Source organism: Mesorhizobium sp. P2_C4 (genome assembly GCF_056404575.1).
Window position 1 is genome coordinate 227,023 of the sequence record NZ_JBFUDT010000003.1, and the last position, 15,486, is coordinate 242,508.

General features: G+C 62.8%; 16 protein-coding genes and 1 pseudogene. 9 read left to right on the forward strand and 8 right to left on the reverse strand.

Annotated features, from left to right (window positions below):
- Window positions 1–12: 12 nt before the first annotated feature.
- From AC1DX6_RS13615 to folE, 3 genes are all read right to left on the reverse strand, one after another.
- Complete coding sequence (locus AC1DX6_RS13615; RefSeq protein ID WP_477314100.1) at window positions 13–984, reverse strand: patatin family protein; 972 nt, start codon at window positions 982–984, stop codon at window positions 13–15.
- 84 nt (window positions 985–1,068) lie between these two features.
- Window positions 1,069–1,527, reverse strand: coding sequence for a phosphoribosyl-AMP cyclohydrolase (gene hisI / locus AC1DX6_RS13620; protein WP_477314102.1), 459 nt, complete (start codon window positions 1,525–1,527; stop codon window positions 1,069–1,071).
- Between the two features lie 164 nt (window positions 1,528–1,691).
- Window positions 1,692–2,318: a GTP cyclohydrolase I FolE gene (gene folE, locus AC1DX6_RS13625; protein ID WP_477314104.1), complete on the reverse strand. Its 627-nt coding sequence runs from the start codon at window positions 2,316–2,318 to the stop codon at window positions 1,692–1,694.
- A gap of 243 nt (window positions 2,319–2,561) precedes the next feature.
- On the opposite strand from folE, the gene AC1DX6_RS13630 reads away from it, so the two are divergent.
- The gene (locus AC1DX6_RS13630) at window positions 2,562–3,008 is read left to right on the forward strand and encodes an iron-sulfur cluster assembly scaffold protein (protein ID WP_477314106.1); all 447 of its coding nucleotides are present in this window, start codon (window positions 2,562–2,564) and stop codon (window positions 3,006–3,008) included.
- A gap of 106 nt (window positions 3,009–3,114) precedes the next feature.
- Here the strand turns inward: AC1DX6_RS13630 and AC1DX6_RS13635 are convergent, their stop codons facing one another.
- Entirely contained in the window at window positions 3,115–4,032 is a 918-nt protein-coding gene (locus tag AC1DX6_RS13635; protein WP_477314108.1) for a LysR substrate-binding domain-containing protein, read from the reverse strand.
- 92 nt (window positions 4,033–4,124) lie between these two features.
- On the opposite strand from AC1DX6_RS13635, the gene AC1DX6_RS13640 reads away from it, so the two are divergent.
- From AC1DX6_RS13640 to AC1DX6_RS13650, 3 genes and pseudogenes are all read left to right on the forward strand, one after another.
- Window positions 4,125–4,289, forward strand: a complete 165-nt coding sequence (locus AC1DX6_RS13640; RefSeq protein ID WP_477314110.1) for a hypothetical protein — start codon at window positions 4,125–4,127, stop codon at window positions 4,287–4,289.
- 91 nt (window positions 4,290–4,380) lie between these two features.
- On the forward strand, window positions 4,381–4,755 hold the full coding sequence (yidD, locus tag AC1DX6_RS13645) for a membrane protein insertion efficiency factor YidD (RefSeq protein WP_477314112.1): 375 nt from the start codon (window positions 4,381–4,383) through the stop codon (window positions 4,753–4,755).
- 140 nt (window positions 4,756–4,895) lie between these two features.
- Window positions 4,896–5,042: pseudogene (locus AC1DX6_RS13650) on the forward strand (class D beta-lactamase); the annotation flags it as partial.
- A 64-nt stretch (window positions 5,043–5,106) separates the two neighbouring features.
- On the opposite strand, the gene AC1DX6_RS13655 reads toward AC1DX6_RS13650, so the two are convergent.
- A complete protein-coding gene (locus tag AC1DX6_RS13655; protein ID WP_477314114.1) occupies window positions 5,107–5,940 on the reverse strand; it encodes an SAM-dependent methyltransferase in 834 nt (277 codons plus the stop codon).
- A 204-nt stretch (window positions 5,941–6,144) separates the two neighbouring features.
- Between AC1DX6_RS13655 and thrS the strand changes: the two genes are divergently transcribed.
- Together thrS and AC1DX6_RS13665 are read left to right on the forward strand one after the other, a co-directional pair.
- Window positions 6,145–8,121, forward strand: coding sequence for a threonine--tRNA ligase (gene thrS, locus AC1DX6_RS13660; protein ID WP_477314116.1), 1,977 nt, complete (start codon window positions 6,145–6,147; stop codon window positions 8,119–8,121).
- An 84-nt stretch (window positions 8,122–8,205) separates the two neighbouring features.
- Complete coding sequence (locus AC1DX6_RS13665; protein WP_477314118.1) at window positions 8,206–9,144, forward strand: lysophospholipid acyltransferase family protein; 939 nt, start codon at window positions 8,206–8,208, stop codon at window positions 9,142–9,144.
- 11 nt (window positions 9,145–9,155) lie between these two features.
- Here AC1DX6_RS13665 and AC1DX6_RS13670 read toward each other — a convergent pair whose 3' ends face one another.
- On the reverse strand, window positions 9,156–10,100 hold the full coding sequence (locus tag AC1DX6_RS13670; RefSeq protein WP_477314120.1) for a hypothetical protein: 945 nt from the start codon (window positions 10,098–10,100) through the stop codon (window positions 9,156–9,158).
- Window positions 10,101–10,265: 165 nt separating this feature from the next.
- Between AC1DX6_RS13670 and AC1DX6_RS13675 the strand changes: the two genes are divergently transcribed.
- Together AC1DX6_RS13675 and AC1DX6_RS13680 are read left to right on the forward strand one after the other, a co-directional pair.
- Window positions 10,266–10,850, forward strand: a complete 585-nt coding sequence (locus AC1DX6_RS13675; RefSeq protein WP_477314122.1) for a nitroreductase family protein — start codon at window positions 10,266–10,268, stop codon at window positions 10,848–10,850.
- Window positions 10,851–10,956: 106 nt separating this feature from the next.
- Window positions 10,957–12,858 carry a CASTOR/POLLUX-related putative ion channel gene (locus AC1DX6_RS13680; RefSeq protein WP_477314124.1) on the forward strand — a complete coding sequence of 634 codons (1,902 nt, stop codon included), beginning with the start codon at window positions 10,957–10,959 and terminating at the stop codon, window positions 12,856–12,858.
- 2 nt (window positions 12,859–12,860) lie between these two features.
- On the opposite strand, the gene AC1DX6_RS13685 is transcribed toward AC1DX6_RS13680, so the two are convergent.
- Window positions 12,861–13,736 carry an HpcH/HpaI aldolase/citrate lyase family protein gene (locus AC1DX6_RS13685; RefSeq protein WP_477314126.1) on the reverse strand — a complete coding sequence of 292 codons (876 nt, stop codon included), beginning with the start codon at window positions 13,734–13,736 and terminating at the stop codon, window positions 12,861–12,863.
- Between the two features lie 3 nt (window positions 13,737–13,739).
- A complete protein-coding gene (locus AC1DX6_RS13690) occupies window positions 13,740–14,192 on the reverse strand; it encodes a MaoC family dehydratase (RefSeq protein WP_477314128.1) in 453 nt (150 codons plus the stop codon).
- 151 nt (window positions 14,193–14,343) lie between these two features.
- Here AC1DX6_RS13690 and AC1DX6_RS13695 point away from each other — a divergent pair, with 151 nt between their 5' ends.
- A complete protein-coding gene (locus AC1DX6_RS13695) occupies window positions 14,344–15,465 on the forward strand; it encodes a DUF2336 domain-containing protein (protein WP_477314130.1) in 1,122 nt (373 codons plus the stop codon).
- Window positions 15,466–15,486 lie beyond the last annotated feature (21 nt).

A 15,486-nucleotide genomic window follows, 5' to 3' on the forward strand; every position in this document is an offset into this window, starting at 1 on the left:
GTCCACGATTCGTCAGGCCAGAACCGTCTGCAGCCGGGTCAGTTCGCCGATCTGCGCCATCGTTGCCTGATAGCCGATGCTGATTGCCTCTTCGGCGCGGTGGAATTCCGTCAGGCCGATATGGCTGAGCTTGGGCTGCAGCGACATATCGGGCGGATCGCCAGCCAGGCGGGCGCGCGAAATGCGGTCCTGGATGATGTTGAAGGCTTCGACCATGACGCCGGTGATGCCAAGCCGCGCTTCACGCGACTGACGCTCGGCGTCGGCCTGGCCGGGCCTTGGCGCATCCCTTTCGACGACCAGCTCGCCGGCGCTGTGCTTGATGACAGCGGCGCGGCCGAACAGATCGTAGTGAAGGTTGACGGCGACAACGAGCGGCTGTTCGTGGGCGCGGCAGACCGAGACCGGCACCGGATTGACCAGCGCGCCGTCGACCAGCACGCGACCGTTGCAGGTCACCGGCTCGAACACGCCGGGCAGCGCATAGGAAGCGCGCATGGCAGTGATCAGCGAGCCGTTGGACAGCCAGATCTCATGGCCGGTGCGGATTTCTGAGGCGACGCAGACGAACGGTTTCGACAGGTCTTCGAAGCGAATGCCGGCCACATGTTCGCGCAGCCGCGCGTCGAGCTTCATGCCGCCGAACAGGCCGTTGCCGCGCAAATTGAGATCGAGAAGGCCAAAGATGCGGCGCTTGGTCAGGCTTCTGGCGAAGTCTTCCAGCTCGTCGAGCTTACCCGCGAGATAGCAGCCGCCGACCAGCGCGCCGATCGAGGTGCCGGCGATCATCGACACTTCGATGCCGGCTTCGTCGAGCGCGCGCAGCACGCCGATATGGGCCCAGCCGCGAGCACAGCCGCCGCCCAAAGCCAGTGAAATCCCGGTTTTCCTAGCAGGTTTTGCCTCGGACGCGCCGCCTGACGAAGAGAGGCCGTTGGCTTCCCGAACGTCTGGTCTGTTGCGCAATGACGCCCACTCGAGCATCACAATCTCCCTTGTCCCAGGTCCTTTGTAGCGGAAGGACGTTTTAGATTAGTGAACATGGGTGATCTCAGACTGTCGAATGGTTCACAAAGGCTTCAGATACGTCTTTTCCGCATCGAACAGCGGCTTGCTGCCGTCGTCGGCAAGCGTCCCCTTGCCGTCGACCAGCCCCACCGTCCGATAAAAACATGAACGACGGCCGGTGTGACAGGTTGCGTCGTGGCCCAACACTTTGACGCGCAGCCACAGGGCGTCCTGGTCGCAATCGGTGCGCATCTCGATGACACTCTGGAAATTGCCCGAGGTTTCGCCCTTCTTCCACAACGCGTTGCGCGAGCGCGACCAGTAGTGGGCAATGCCGGTTTCCAGCGTCAGCGCCAACGCTTCTCCATTCATGTGCGCCACCATCAGCAGCATGCCGTCCTCGGCATCGGTGACGACCACGGTGATGAGACCGGCCGCATCGAAGCGCGGCGAAAGGACTACGCCTTCCTCCAGCGCTTTCTTGTCTGCCGGAGCTTCGGGAAATTGCAGTGCCGACATCACCGGTCCTTGTTCGATCCAAAGATATTTCAGGGGAGGCCGGGCCCGCAAAATGACTGCATCCTGCGCTTCCGGTGCTCACGTACTCAAATACGCTCAGCTCCGGACCACGGAAACCACCATTTTCGACTAAGCCTACGCCTTTGGCAGGTGTCGGCGGAGGGTCAGCCGCGCACCATTGTGACGAAGCGGACCTGCTCCTCGGGCGTGTCCTTGAAGACGCCGGTGAAGGTCGAGGTCAGCGTGGTGGAACCCTGCTTGCGGATGCCGCGCATGGCCATGCACATATGCTCTGCCTCGATCATGACGGCAACGCCGCGCGGGTTGAGCACGTCCTGGATGACGCCGGCGATCTGCGCCGTCATCGCTTCCTGGGTCTGTAGGCGATGGGCGAAGATGTCGACGACGCGCGCGATCTTGGACAGGCCGACCACCTTGCCGTCGGGGAGATAGCCGACATGCGCCTTGCCGATGATCGGCACCATGTGGTGCTCGCAATGCGAGTGGAACTTGATGTCCTTGACGATGACCAGATCGTCATAGCCGGCGACTTCCTCGAAGGTGCGGCCGAGCTCGTCGGCGGGGCACATGTCGTAGCCGTTGAACATTTCGAGGAATGCCTTGGTGACGCGCTTCGGCGTGTCGATCAGGCCCTCGCGCTCCGGATTGTCGCCGGTCCAGCGCAGCAGGACGCGCACAGCGGCCTCGACCTCGGCCTCGCTCGGCCGGTGGGTGACCGGCTTCTCCAGATAGTCGGAGGGGGGCATGATCTTCTTGATGACGGCGTCCATAAAGGCGTCTCCCGTAGTCCCCCTCTCTGGAGGGACGAGTTGAACGGACCACGACCTTTCGGGTGTCAGAAACCCGCCCGGTTTCCAGCCCGCAAAGCGGCGTGAACAAATTAGGGCAAAGACAAGGGCTTGTGGTTGTCTTGTCGATGCCCGACTGCCAGCATTATATATGGTCGTGCCGAGCGAATGAAAGACGTATCAGCGGCAATCGCTGTTCGTTGGGCGGCGACGGATTGGAAAAATATGATCGACGACGTCTACAATGCGAAAATTCTGGGTTTTGCCGGAAACATCGCGCGCATCGGCCGGCTCGATCATCCGGATGCGACGGCTAAGGCGCATTCCAAATTGTGCGGCTCGACCGTGACAGTCGATCTGAAAATGGATGACGGCGTCGTCACCGATTTCGCGCACGATGTGAAGGCCTGCGCGCTTGGCCAGGCGTCCTCCTCGATCATGGCGCAGCATGTCGTCGGCGCCAGTGCCGACGAATTGCGCGCGGTGCGTGAGACGATGCTGAAGATGCTGAAGGAAAATGGCGCGCCGCCCGAAGGCCGCTTCGCCGACCTGAAATATCTGGAGCCGGTGCGCGACTACAAGGCGCGCCATGCCTCGACCATGCTGACCTTCGACGCCGTGGTCGACGCCATCGGCCAGATCGAGAAAAAGCGCGCCGAAGAAGCGGCGTGATGTCGGCGTATGACGGTCCTTCCATCGCCCATGGCGGAGAAGCCTCTTGCGTGGTCCGATACTGGCTTTGAGCCTCGCCGGTTCGGCGCTTCTTATGCAAGCAGCATCAAGCCTTCGCTTTTAGCGCGCTTCTGCTTTCGGCAAATTCGCTGCGGATCCAGTCAGCAAAAGCCTTGGCCGGTTCCGGCAGATCCTTCAAACTTCTGGCCACCAGCCAGTAGGCTCCTGATGCGACGTCGATGTCGAACGGCTTGATTAGAGTGCCGGAGGTAATCTCCTCGCCGATCTGCAGCATGTCGCCCAGCGCCACGCCGTGACCCAGCAAGGCTGCCTGCTTCGACAGCGACAGATCCGCCAGCATCGGGCCGCGCGCCGTTATAGCGTCTGCTGACACGCCAGCTGCTTCGAACCAGCGCGCCCAGCCCTGACGGTTTTCCTCGTGCAGCAGCGTGTAGCGAGCCAGATCGAGTGGCTTTTCGAGGGCAGGGCCCGATGCCAGCAAGGCGGGCGAGAGGACGGGTGAATCAACGGTCGAGGCAAGCCATTCGGCCTCGCTGCGCGGCCATGTGGTGTTGTGTGCGCTGAAGCGCAGGGCAAGTTCAGGCTGATCGCTGCGGAACTCGATCGGCCTTGGATCGACTTCCAGGGAAACGTCGATATCGGGCCGCAATTTGCGGAAGCGGTTGAGCCGTGGCACCAGCCACACCGAGGCAAGCGATGGCTCGACGCTGACGCGAACCACGGACTGCGTGGGGGCAGCCACCAGCTCGGAAAGCAGCTTGTCGATGTCGTCGAAACTTCTGACCAGCTGGTCGAGCAGGCGTTGGCCCGCCTCGGTCAGCTCGACGCGGCGGTGATGGCGGTGGAACAAAGGCCGGCGCAGGAACTGCTCGAGCTCGCGGATCTGGCGACTGATTGCTGCCTGCGAAACGAACAGCTCCTCCGCCGCCCGGCTGAAGCTCAGGTGTCTGCCGGCCGCTTCGAAACTCCTGAGTGCCGTCAATGGAAGACGCCCGCGCTTCATTCGCATAACCCAAAGTTATCCGAGGCGGAAATTATACTCGTTTGAAGGCGAAGGCCAGTAGGCGTCTAATCCGTGTCAAAGGAGACACGACCATGATCCAGTTCCTGACCATCTTTGGCGATGTCATGCGGATCGCGACGTTTCAGTGGTATGACGAGCAACGGCCCTATGCCGGACGCTGCCAGGAGAGGCCGGCCAGTCCGTCGCGCTGGACGCATTCGGCGGACCGGCATCCCTTTCGCCGTTCAAGGCCCTGAGGCGGCCGACAAAGCGGTGCGTGGAAGGGGATTGCGTTCTGCGGCCGAAGCCCACATCTATCCCCCGGAGAAACGCGATGCGGAGACTGCGGTGCGCGACCAACATCGGCATGCGCATGAGGCGAGGCCACTGCAGCGCGGGCGCAACTGGCCAGGCCCCTGGCGCAAGACGCCGGGCCGTGTTCTCGGCACGTCGTTTGTCCGGTTTTACCAGCTGACGCTGTCCGGCTTTGTCGGCAATTCCTGCCGGCATCTGCCGACCTGTTCCGAATATGCGCATGAGGCGATTGCCCGCCACGGGCTGTGGGCCGGCGGCTGGATGGGGCTGTTCCGGGTGCTGCGCTGCGGTCCGTTCGGTACGCATGGCATCGATCGCGTGCCGGAGGCGCTGAACGACCGCTTTGTCTGGTTCACGCCCTGGCGATACTGGCAGATCGGCAAGAAGCGCGGCGAGGCGCAAGGCTGATTGTGCCGGTCCTCGCCAGCCTGCCGATTTACGATCTGGTAGGGTTAACGCCAGCCTGCACAAAGACTGCGCATTTGAGACAAAATCGAGACAAGAGACCTCGCTAAGCCCTCCTGACACCCCTCAGGAGCAATTGCCGCATGCGTCAGGTCGACCGTCTTCCCTTCATTTTCGCCGTGGTCCTGTTCCTGCTGGCCTGGCTGCTGGGGTTTCCGATGCGCGCCCAATCCGCGCCGCTCGGGGATGTCGAATACACGCTGATCCTGGATGCTGCGAGCGCACCGACATACGGGTCTGAAGACGCAGGCGGCATTCCTGAAAGATCTACCGCAGTTGATAAAATGAGCCTGCCTAGCCGCTTCGGCGGGCACGGATGAGGTGGCCACCGGAATTGCTCTTTGCCTTCGGCACGCCCGAAAAACGGGCGGCTATGTCGCTGCTCTCGAGATCTTCGATCTCATCGAAGCCGAGGTTTTTGAGGGATGTTGCGAGCTCGTCGGGGACGAAGAAGCTGATCCATGGCTCGCCGACGGAAGCGACGCGCGCTGCATAGAAAGCCAATGCAGCCTGTCCCGCTTCGTTACGGTTCTGCGCCGGCTCGCTGTAGTCGAACACCACTTCCGATCCGGAGGTGCCAGCGATGTAGGCAAGCGTGTTGAAGATCGCTTCCTGCGTCAAATACGGTACCACCCCCAGCCAGATGAAAAAGCCTGGCTCGGTTGATTTCAAACCGGCCGATGCGAGTTCCTCCGCCAGACGCTGCCGCTCGAAATTGACTGGCACGAATGTGGTGCCAGGCGGTTCGGCAAGACCGGCATCGGCGATGCATTTGCGTTTCCAGGCTTGCGTGGCGGGGTGATCGACTTCGAACACCCCGAGGCCCGGGTACGGGTTGCGCAGCGAAAACGTGTCGAGGCCGGCGCCAAGCACCACGGCCTGCCGGACGCCACGCCGCACCGCAGCCGCCAGCCAATCCTCGGCGAGGCGGGCACGCGCGGCCACGAATAGGCGCATTCGCCGGCTGTGTTCGTCCTCCTGCGCAAGCTGTTGCTCGCCGGGAGTGCCTTCACCGAGAATCGCAATCGCGTATGGATCGCGAAACAAAGCTGCCTGCGGTGAAATCTGATGGATGGCCCTCAAGCGCGCGACGCGCAGGGCGGTTCGGCTGGGTGTTGCGTCTTCCATGTTGATGATTCCAAGTCATGCTGGCGAGATTCGCAAGCCTGGCGACCGATCTGCGGCATCTGTGGCGACATTTCCTGACAGCTGCCAATTGCCGCTCTTTACCTGGCACGGCACTGCCTCTAAAACCTCGCCCGCTGCCGGACGCATCCGGCCTTACCCCACGACCACCCGCGCTCGTTTGCGGGACTGGATAGGAGAACTCTGATGCTGAATTCCGTTTCCCTGACATTTCCCGATGGCTCCGTGCGCGACTACGACGCGGCGATGACCGGCGCTGGCCTTGCCGAATCGATCTCGAAGTCGCTGGCCAAGAAGGCGGTCGCCTATGCGATCGACGGCACCGTCCGCGATCTTTCCGACCCGCTCGGCAAGTCCGGCAAGGTCGAGATCGTCACCCGCGACGACCCGCGTGCATTGGAGTTGATCCGTCATGATGCGGCACACGTGCTGGCCGAAGCCGTGCAGGAGCTGTGGCCGGGAACGCAGGTGACCATCGGGCCGGTGATCGAGAACGGATTCTACTATGATTTCGCCCGCAACGAGCCGTTCACGCCCGACGATTTCCCGGTGATCGAGAAGAAGATGCGCGAGATCATCGCGCGCAACAAGCCGTTCACCAAGCAGGTCTGGTCGCGCGAACAGGCCAAAAAAGTGTTTGCCGACAAGGGCGAGCGCTACAAGCTGGAACTGATCGACGCCATTCCCGAGGGCCAGGATCTCAAGATCTATGCGCAGGGCGACTGGTTCGACCTCTGCCGCGGCCCGCACATGGCTTCGACCGGCCAGATCGGCAGCGCCTTCAAGTTGATGAAGGTGGCCGGCGCCTATTGGCGTGGCGATTCCAACAACCCAATGTTGACGCGCATCTATGGCACGGCCTGGGCCGACCAGGCGCAGCTCGATGCCTACCAGACCATGCTGGAGGAAGCCGAGAAGCGCGACCACCGCAAGCTTGGCCGCGAGATGGACCTGTTCCATTTCCAGGAAGAGGGGCCGGGCGTCGTCTTCTGGCACGCCAAGGGCTGGAAGATGTTCCAGAACCTGGTCAACTACATGCGCCGCCGCCTCGACGAGCAAGGCTATCAGGAGGTCAACGCGCCGCAGGTGCTCGACAAGAGCCTGTGGGAGACGTCAGGTCACTGGGGCTGGTATCGCGACGCCATGTTCAAGGTGACGGTCGCCGGCGACGATACCGATGACGACCGGGTGTTCGCGCTGAAGCCGATGAACTGTCCGGGCCACGTGCAGATATTCAAGCATGGGTTGAAATCCTACCGCGATCTGCCCGTAAAACTTGCGGAATTCGGCAATGTGCATCGCTACGAGCCGTCCGGCGCGCTGCATGGGCTGATGCGCGTGCGCGGCTTCACGCAGGACGATGCGCACATCTTCTGCACCGAGGAGCAGCTGGCGGCCGAATGCCTGCGCATCAACGACCTGATCCTGTCGACCTATGCCGATTTCGGTTTCGACGAGATCAGCGTCAAGCTGTCGACGCGTCCCGACAAGCGTGTCGGCACCGACGAGGCGTGGGACCATGCCGAAGCGATCATGGGCAATGTCCTGGAGACGATCAGGAACCAGTCGGGCAATCGCATCAAGACCTCGATCAATCCGGGTGAGGGCGCCTTCTACGGGCCGAAATTCGAATATGTGCTGAAGGACGCCATCGGCCGCGAATGGCAGTGCGGCACGACGCAGGTCGACTTCAACCTGCCGGAGCGCTTTGGCGCCTTCTACATCGGCTCGGATTCGGAGAAGAAACAGCCAGTGATGGTGCATCGCGCCATCTGCGGCTCGATGGAGCGCTTTCTCGGCATCCTGATCGAGAACTACTCCGGCCATTTCCCGCTGTGGTTCGCGCCGCTGCAGGTGGTGGTGGCGACGATCACCTCCGACGCCGATGACTACGCGTTGAAGGTCGTCGCGCAGTTGAAAGCGGCCGGGCTGCTGGCCGAAGCCGATCTGCGCAACGAGAAGATCAACTACAAGGTGCGTGAGCACTCATTGGCCAAGGTTCCGGTCATTCTCGTCTGCGGCAAGCGCGAAGCGGAAGAAGAGACGGTCAACATCCGCCGCCTCGGATCGCGCGACCAGGAATCGCTGGGCCTAGGCCAGGCGGTGGCGATGCTTGCCGAAGAGGCGCTGACGCCGGATCGCAGGCGCAAACGCGCGGCATAAGTCTTTGATTCTCGACGAAATGGCGGTGGAGCGATCCACCGCCATTTTCATATGTCTGTCACGCCAACCTTGTAACGAGCCGTCATGCTCAAGCTGAAATTGCGCGAAAAACCATTTCCCGAGCTGTCCTATGCCAATCCGCGCCAGCCGGCGCTGACGCGCTGGGTCATTCATTCGATAGAAGGCCTGTCGGGCCGCGATCGCTTCGCGGCGCTCTACGATTTCTGGCGCCGCCAGGTGGTGCCGACCGGTGAGGCCGTGTTCAGCCGCATGCTGGAGTTGATCGACGTGCGGATACGCACCGCCGATCAATGGCCGCCGGCAAACCTGCCCGACACGCCGCTGGTGATCGTCGCCAACCATCCGTTCGGCATCGGCGACGGCATTGCCGTGCTGTCGCTGGCCGAGCAGATGGGGCGGCCGTTCCGGGTGATGATCCACAAGGATCTGCTCAAGATCCGCGAGATGGAGCCCTATTCGCTGCCGATCGACTTTTCCGAGACCAAGGACGCGCTGAAGAACAACATGGCGGTGCGCCATGAAGCGGTGCGGCTGCTAAAGGAGGGCGTCACCATCGTCGTCTTCCCCGCCGGCGGCGTCGCCACGGCGCCAAAGGGCTTTGGCCGGGCGCGCGACCTGCCGTGGAAGATGTTTCCGGCCCGCCTCGTCCAGGACGCCAAGGCGTCGGTCATCCCGATGCATTTTTCCGGGCAGAACGGCAGGCTGTTCCACCTGGTCAGCGGCCCGATGAACCTGGCCGAGCGCGACGGCCGGGTGGCGAAATTCGTCGGCAAGGCCTCGCTGACGCTGCGCATTTCGCTGCTCATCCATGAGTTCGCGCGACTGTCCGGCAAGCCGATCGACGTGCGTGTCGGCGATGTGCTGTGCTGGGATGAACTGGAGCCGTTACGCGACCGCAAGACGTTGCTCGACCGTCTGCATCGCGGCGTCTTCGATCTTGCGCCGGCCGTACAGCCCGGCCGCGTCCACTTCCTGCCGCGACGCCTGCGCAAGGCAGCTTGACGAGACGCTAGCTAGTCCGCACCTTCCTCGGGATCGATGGCCGAGGCGTCGGTGGCCAGAACCTCGATTTCCTGGTTCTGTCCGGCGACAACGGCAAAATCCTTCTGGTAGATGCGGTCGCGGTTCTTGGCGATGATGGTGTAGTCGCCTTCGGCCAGCACCATCGAGGCGAAGGCGCCGACGGTTTCCTGGATCGGATCGCCGGATTCATTGAGCAGCGACCACGAGGTGTCGGCGATCGCCTCGCCACCGGTCTCGCGCACCAGCTTCATGGTCATCTCGGCCGCCCGGTGCTCGACGGTGGCTTCGGTGAGCTTGCCGGCCTCGACACGGATGTCGGAGCGGATGACCGCATTCACCGAGCCATAGTTCGAGACGACATGGTAGACGCCGGCGTTGAGCCGCACGACGCTGTTCGGCTCGACGTTGCGGATCACCTCGGCCTCACCCTCATAGATGGAGAAGCGCAGTTTCTTCGGCGGTATGCGCACCCCGCCCGACAGCACGGCATCGAGCTTGAGGCCGCCAGCATCGAGCACCAGGCTCTCGCGCTTGGCTTCCTTGCCGACAGTGATGCGCTTGGTGGCGCCGGCCCTTCCATAGGAGGCATGGACGAGGTAGCTGCCGGGCTCGAGCTGGAACACGGCCGTGCCGCCATGAGCGGAAGCAACCATCGGCAGCTTGCCGTCGCTGGCAGCTACAGGCTTGAAGACGCGCCAGACGATGCCGCGCGTGATGTCGGCGCCCTTGTCGGTCAGTTGCGCCGACAGCGTGATCGCGCCGCTGCCGGCCAAAGCCAGCGGTGTTTCGCTTTTCGGGGTTGCATAGCTCGAAATGCCGGGAAGTTTCAGGTCACTGACACCGTCGGCGTTCTGCGCGACGGCAAGCGAAGCCGGCACCATGAACAGTGCGGCGCAAAGCCAAATCAGGAAAAGACGCAATGTCCCCTCAAACATGCCTTGCGTTGAAGCCCAAGGCGGTGGCAATTTCAAGGCTTAAGAGTCCGATCCGCTTCTGCTAGAGGCTCTTTCGTCCGGCGCATAGCGCCAAATGCCCGAGCCGCCCGATGTTCCAATGGCGTGCTTCAGCTCAAAATTGAGTGTTTCAGGAGACTAGCGCCCATGGCGTCGCCGATCATCGACTTCCTGCTGACCCGCAATTCCGCGCCGATCCCGGAGCTGAAGGAACCGGCGCCCAGCGATGCGGATATCGCGACCATGATCGCCGCTGCCACGCGGGTGCCCGATCACGGCCGGCTCGAGCCCTGGCGCTTCATCGTCTATCGCGGCGAGGCGCGCATCGAGATCGGCAAGAAGCTCGCCGCCCTTGCCGAACAGCGCGAAGGACCGTTGCCCGAGAACCGCCGCAACCAGGAACTGGCGCGCTTTTCACGCGCGCCGCTGGTGATCGGCGTGGTGTCGGTGCCGAAAGAGAACCTGAAAATCCCGCAATGGGAAATGTTCCTGTCGGGCGGCATGGCAGCGATGAACCTGATGATTGCGGCCAATGCGTTGGGCTTCGGCACCAACATGATCAGCAACTGGTATTCCGACGTGGCCGAGGGCAGGGCGATCCTGGGGCTGGCGCCGCATGAACGCGTCGTCGGCTTCGTTCATATCGGCTCCTACCAGGGGCCGGCGCCGGAACGGCCGCGTCCTGATCCGGCAAAGCTCTATGCCGATTATTCCGGGCCGTGGAACGGCTGACACGCAAAAGCGATTCCCCTTTATTTGAACACAGGCTAAGAGAGCGGCTTCGGCGATGCGTTGGGGTTGGCGCATCGACCTTGGGACAGTGCGGGGCGCCGGCGACATGAAGAAACGAGGTTCGCTGGGAATCCGGCTGCGCTACTGGTTCGACAAGAGCATGGCCGCCGGCCCGATCGCGCTGATCGGCTGGCTCGCCGTCGCTTCCCTACTGATCATCATCGCCGCCGCGGCTTTCCTTGCCGTGACCCGCATCGCGCCGGAGGGCGGCGAGCCGCTGAACTTCTTCGAAGCGTTCTGGGAATCGCTGATGCGTACGCTCGATTCCGGCACGATGGGCGGCGACACCGGCTGGGCGTTCCGTCTCGTCATGCTGTTTGTCACGCTTGCCGGCATCTTCGTCGTATCGGCTCTCATCGGCGTGCTCAGCGCCGGCGTCGACAGCAAGCTCGATGAATTGCGCAAGGGCCGTTCGCGGGTGCTTGAGAGCGACCACACCATCATCCTCAACTGGTCACCGTCGATTTTTGACGTCATCTCCGAACTCGTCATTGCCAATGCCAGCCGCCGGCATCCGCGCATCGTCGTCATGGCCAATATGGACAAGGTCGAAATGGAGGACGAGATCTCTGCCAAGGTCGGCAAACTGGGCAACACGCGCATCATCTGCCGCAGCGGCGACCCCACCGATCTCTACGACCTGGCCATCGTCAATCCGCAGACATCGCGGTCGATCATTGTGCTATCGCCGAATGGCGACGATCCGGATTCGCAGGTCATCAAGACGGTGCTGGCACTGGTCAACGACCCGGACCGGCGCACCGTCCCCTACAACATCGCCGCCGAGATCCGCGATGGCAAGAACGCCGAGGTCGCCCGCGTCGTCGGCGGAGCCGAGGTGCAGCTCGTGCTGGCCGACCAGTTGATCTCGCGCATCGTCGTGCATTCGAGCCGGCAGTCGGGTCTGAGCGGCGTCTATTCGGAGCTGCTCGATTTCGACGGCTGCGAAATCTACACGACCGAGCTGCCGGACCTCACCGGCAAGACTTTTGGCGAAGCGGTGATGGCGTTTGAGCACTGCGCACTGATCGGGCTTTGCGACCAAAAGGGGCGGGTCAATCTCAACCCGCCGTCGGACCTGGTGATCGAGACGGGCATCCGCGCCATCATCATCGCCGAGGACGATGCGGCGATGAAGCTGGGAAGCGCCAGGATCGAGACCAACGCGGCGGCGATCCATGGCCCGCGGTCCATCGAGGCGAAGCCGGAGCGCACGCTGATCCTCGGCTGGAACCGGCGCGGTCCGATCATCACTTACGAACTGTCGCGCTACGTCGCGCCTGGTTCGGTCCTGACCATCGCCGCCGACACGCCCGGCCTCGAGCAGGAAGTTGCCGCACTGCCCGTCGTCGGCGACAATCTGTCCGTCTCCTGCCGCATCACCGACACGTCGAGCAGGATTGCGCTTTCAAGCCTGGACGTGCCGTCCTACGACCACGTGCTGGTCCTCGGTTACAGCGAAACCATGGCAGCGCAGCCCGCCGATACGCGCACGCTGGTGACGCTGCTGCATCTGCGCAAGATCGCAGACGATGCCGGCCAGCACATCTCGATCGTCAGCGAGATGATCGACGTGCGCAACCGGGAGCTTGCGGCTGTTACCAAGGCCGATGATTTCGTCGTCAGCAACAGGCTGGTCAGCCTGATGCTGGCGCAGGCGTCGGAGAACCAGTACCTCGCCGCGATCTTCGATGACCTGCTCGACGAGAAGGGCTCTGAGATCTACATGCGTCCGGTCGCCGACTATGTCGCCATCGACCAGCCTTTGACCTTTTGGACGATCGCGGAATCGGCGCGGTTGCGCGGCGAAATCGCCATAGGCTACCGGCGCATCCGCGCCGGAGAGGTTGACCAGCGGTCGCTGGGCGGCGTCACCGTCAACCCGCTGAAGTCGCAAGCACTGGCCTATCTGCCGGAGGACCGGATCATCGTGCTGGCGCGGGACTGAGGCTACACCCCCGCTGCCCTGGCTCGGGCCAGAAGCCGTTCGGCCAGCCTGAGATGCGGGCGGTCGACCATCTTGCCGTCGATGCCGACGACGCCGGGATTTCCCGCCGCTTCGAACGCCGCGACGATCGCCAGCGAGTGTTGCACCGCTTCGACTGAGGGCGTGAAGGCGACGTTGATGACCGGCACTTGCGCCGGGTGGATCGCCATCTTGCCGGTGAAGCCATCGCGCTCGGCTTCCGTGCATTCCACCTCGAAGGCGGCCATGTCGCGAAAGTTCGGAAACACGGTGTCGATGGCCGCGACCTCGGCAGCGCCGGCAGCGAGGATGGTCATGGTGCGGGCAAGCCGAAAGACGTCGGTGTAGCGGCCGCGCTCGTCCCGCGCCGTGCGGGCACCTATCGCCGCCGACAAATCTTCCGCGCCCCAGGTGACGCCGACAAGCCGGGCGCTGACCTGTGCGTAGCTCGCGGCTGCCAGAACGCCGGCGGCGGTCTCGGTGATGATCGGCAGGATCTTTATCGCGCCGTCCGGCAGGCCGTTCTCGGCCTCATGCACCCTGAGCTTTGCCGAGAGATGCTGCACATCCTGGCCGCCGTTCGACTTCGGGAGCATGATGCCGTCGGGTTTGGCCGCAACGAGTACGGCGAGATCATCATCGGTCAATCCGGTTGAGAGATCGTTGACCCTGACATAGATCGCGGACTTCGCGTGTAGCCGCTGTTCGACGATGACCCTTGCCGCGATGTCGCGCGCCAGAGACTTGTTCTGTGGCGCCACCGAATCCTCAAGGTCGACGATGACCACGTCGGCGCCGGCCGCAAAACCCTTTTCCAGCTTCCGTTCGGAATCGCCGGGAACAAAGAGCAGCGAGCGCATGGACTAGATTGCCTTCTTCATCATCATCGCTTGCCTCGTGCATTTGGCGACGAGCACATCGTTTTGATTATAGGCGCGGTGCTCGAACTCGACGATGCCGCGGTCAGGCTTCGATTTCGAGTCGCGCACCGAAATCACTGTGGTCTCGACACGAATGGTGTCGCCATGGAAAACCGGGTGCGGAAACACCGTCTCCTTCATGCCGAGATTGGCGACGGTGGTGCCGACGGTGATGTCGTTCACCGAAATGCCGATCATCAGGCCGAGCGTAAACAGCGAATTGACCAGCGGCTTGCCCCATTCGCTTTTGGCGGCGAAGTCGAAATCGATGTGCAGCGGCTGCGGGTTCAGCGTCATCACCGAAAACAGCATGTTGTCGCTTTCGGTGACGGTCTTGCGCAGCGTGTGCTTGAAGACGTGGCCGACGACGAACTCCTCTAGATAAAGCCCGGCCATGATCGATCTCCTCACTGCTCAAGGTTGATAGGCGCTGCCTATTCCGCTCGCAAGCCAGTTAATAAACATGGTGAACGCTTCGTAAACCATTTCTGCCTACGGTCTACACGGGGCCAGAACGGACTCGGGCGTAGGGGCGTTAGCGGACGGCATGGTTGTTTCGCATTTCCTGAAATGGATCTACACGGCGAGGGTTTCCGAGCGCGCCGCCGCGGCAAGCGCGCTGGCCCGCGCCTATATCAATGCCGACCTGCCGTTCGAGGACCGTTGCGCAGCCGAAGCCGCGCTGACGCTGCTGCTCGACGATGCGTCGTCAAAAGTGCGGCAAGCGATCGCCGAAGCGCTGTCGATGAGCCATCACGCGCCGCTGCAGATCATCAGCGCGCTGGCCTCCGACCAGCCGGAAGTGGCCGCGCTGGTGCTGGCGCGTTCGCCGCTGCTTACCGATGCCGACCTGATCGATCGCGTTGCCAGCGGCCAGAAGGCGACGCAGAAGTTGATTGCCGACCGGCCGGTCGTTTCGATGTCGGTGGCCGCGGCCATCGCCGAAATCGGCGAACCGGAAGCCTGCGCCACGCTTCTCGCCAACAGCGGCGCCGACATTGCCTCGCTCAGCTTTCGCCGCATGGCAGAACGGCATGGCCATGTGCCTGCGGTGCGCGAAGCGATGATCGCCGACGCGCGCCTGCCAGCCGACTGTCGGCATATGCTGCTGGTCAAACTCGGTGAAACGCTGAAAACCTCGCCACTGGTGATGGCGCTGATGGGGGCGGCCAGAGCCGAGCGCGTCACGCGCGACGCTTGCGTCAAGGCTTCGGTGACGCTGATCGAAGGCACCAAGGCGGCAGAACACGCAGCCCTCATCGAACATCTGCGCCTGCGCGGCGACCTCACCGCAAGCTTCATCATCCGCACCATCGCGCATGGCAAGGTCGATTTCTTCGGCTCGGCGCTGGTCGCGCTCAGCCAGCAATCCGAGCAAAGGGTGAGGGCGCTGCTGGCCGGCGGCCATGACGTGGCGCTGCAGGCGCTGTTCCGTAGCGCCGGCCTCGCCGCCGCCACCCACGCCGTCATCCTGCGCGCGCTAAAGATCTGGCGTGAGGTTGCCAATGGCAAGCGCGTCGCCGGCGTGCAGGAAGTCAGCTGGCTGATGCTGAAGGAATTGGGTGGGCAGTCGGCGGAAGGCGATCTTGCCGGGCTGGTCAAGTCGATCCATCTCGACGCGCTGCGCGAGAATGCGCGGGGACATGCGCTGGCGATCGCGGCTGCTTAGCGTGTGCTGATATTCAGATGA

What these genes read in the sequence shown, in the direction of transcription:
- AC1DX6_RS13655 (WP_477314114.1), bottom strand. Translation starts at nt 5,940, where the DNA reads ATGGAAGACGCAACACCCAGCCGAACCGCCCTGCGCGTCGCGCGCTTG.
- AC1DX6_RS13665 (WP_477314118.1), top strand. Translation starts at nt 8,206, where the DNA reads ATGCTCAAGCTGAAATTGCGCGAAAAACCATTTCCCGAGCTGTCCTAT.
- thrS (WP_477314116.1), top strand. Translation starts at nt 6,145, where the DNA reads ATGCTGAATTCCGTTTCCCTGACATTTCCCGATGGCTCCGTGCGCGAC.
- AC1DX6_RS13675 (WP_477314122.1), top strand. Translation starts at nt 10,266, where the DNA reads ATGGCGTCGCCGATCATCGACTTCCTGCTGACCCGCAATTCCGCGCCG.
- AC1DX6_RS13670 (WP_477314120.1), bottom strand. Translation starts at nt 10,100, where the DNA reads ATGTTTGAGGGGACATTGCGTCTTTTCCTGATTTGGCTTTGCGCCGCA.
- AC1DX6_RS13635 (WP_477314108.1), bottom strand. Translation starts at nt 4,032, where the DNA reads ATGAAGCGCGGGCGTCTTCCATTGACGGCACTCAGGAGTTTCGAAGCG.
- AC1DX6_RS13630 (WP_477314106.1), top strand. Translation starts at nt 2,562, where the DNA reads ATGATCGACGACGTCTACAATGCGAAAATTCTGGGTTTTGCCGGAAAC.
- AC1DX6_RS13640 (WP_477314110.1), top strand. Translation starts at nt 4,125, where the DNA reads ATGATCCAGTTCCTGACCATCTTTGGCGATGTCATGCGGATCGCGACG.
- hisI (WP_477314102.1), bottom strand. Translation starts at nt 1,527, where the DNA reads ATGTCGGCACTGCAATTTCCCGAAGCTCCGGCAGACAAGAAAGCGCTG.
- AC1DX6_RS13685 (WP_477314126.1), bottom strand. Translation starts at nt 13,736, where the DNA reads ATGCGCTCGCTGCTCTTTGTTCCCGGCGATTCCGAACGGAAGCTGGAA.
- AC1DX6_RS13615 (WP_477314100.1), bottom strand. Translation starts at nt 984, where the DNA reads ATGCTCGAGTGGGCGTCATTGCGCAACAGACCAGACGTTCGGGAAGCC.
- folE (WP_477314104.1), bottom strand. Translation starts at nt 2,318, where the DNA reads ATGGACGCCGTCATCAAGAAGATCATGCCCCCCTCCGACTATCTGGAG.
- AC1DX6_RS13695 (WP_477314130.1), top strand. Translation starts at nt 14,344, where the DNA reads ATGGTTGTTTCGCATTTCCTGAAATGGATCTACACGGCGAGGGTTTCC.
- AC1DX6_RS13680 (WP_477314124.1), top strand. Translation starts at nt 10,957, where the DNA reads ATGAAGAAACGAGGTTCGCTGGGAATCCGGCTGCGCTACTGGTTCGAC.
- AC1DX6_RS13690 (WP_477314128.1), bottom strand. Translation starts at nt 14,192, where the DNA reads ATGGCCGGGCTTTATCTAGAGGAGTTCGTCGTCGGCCACGTCTTCAAG.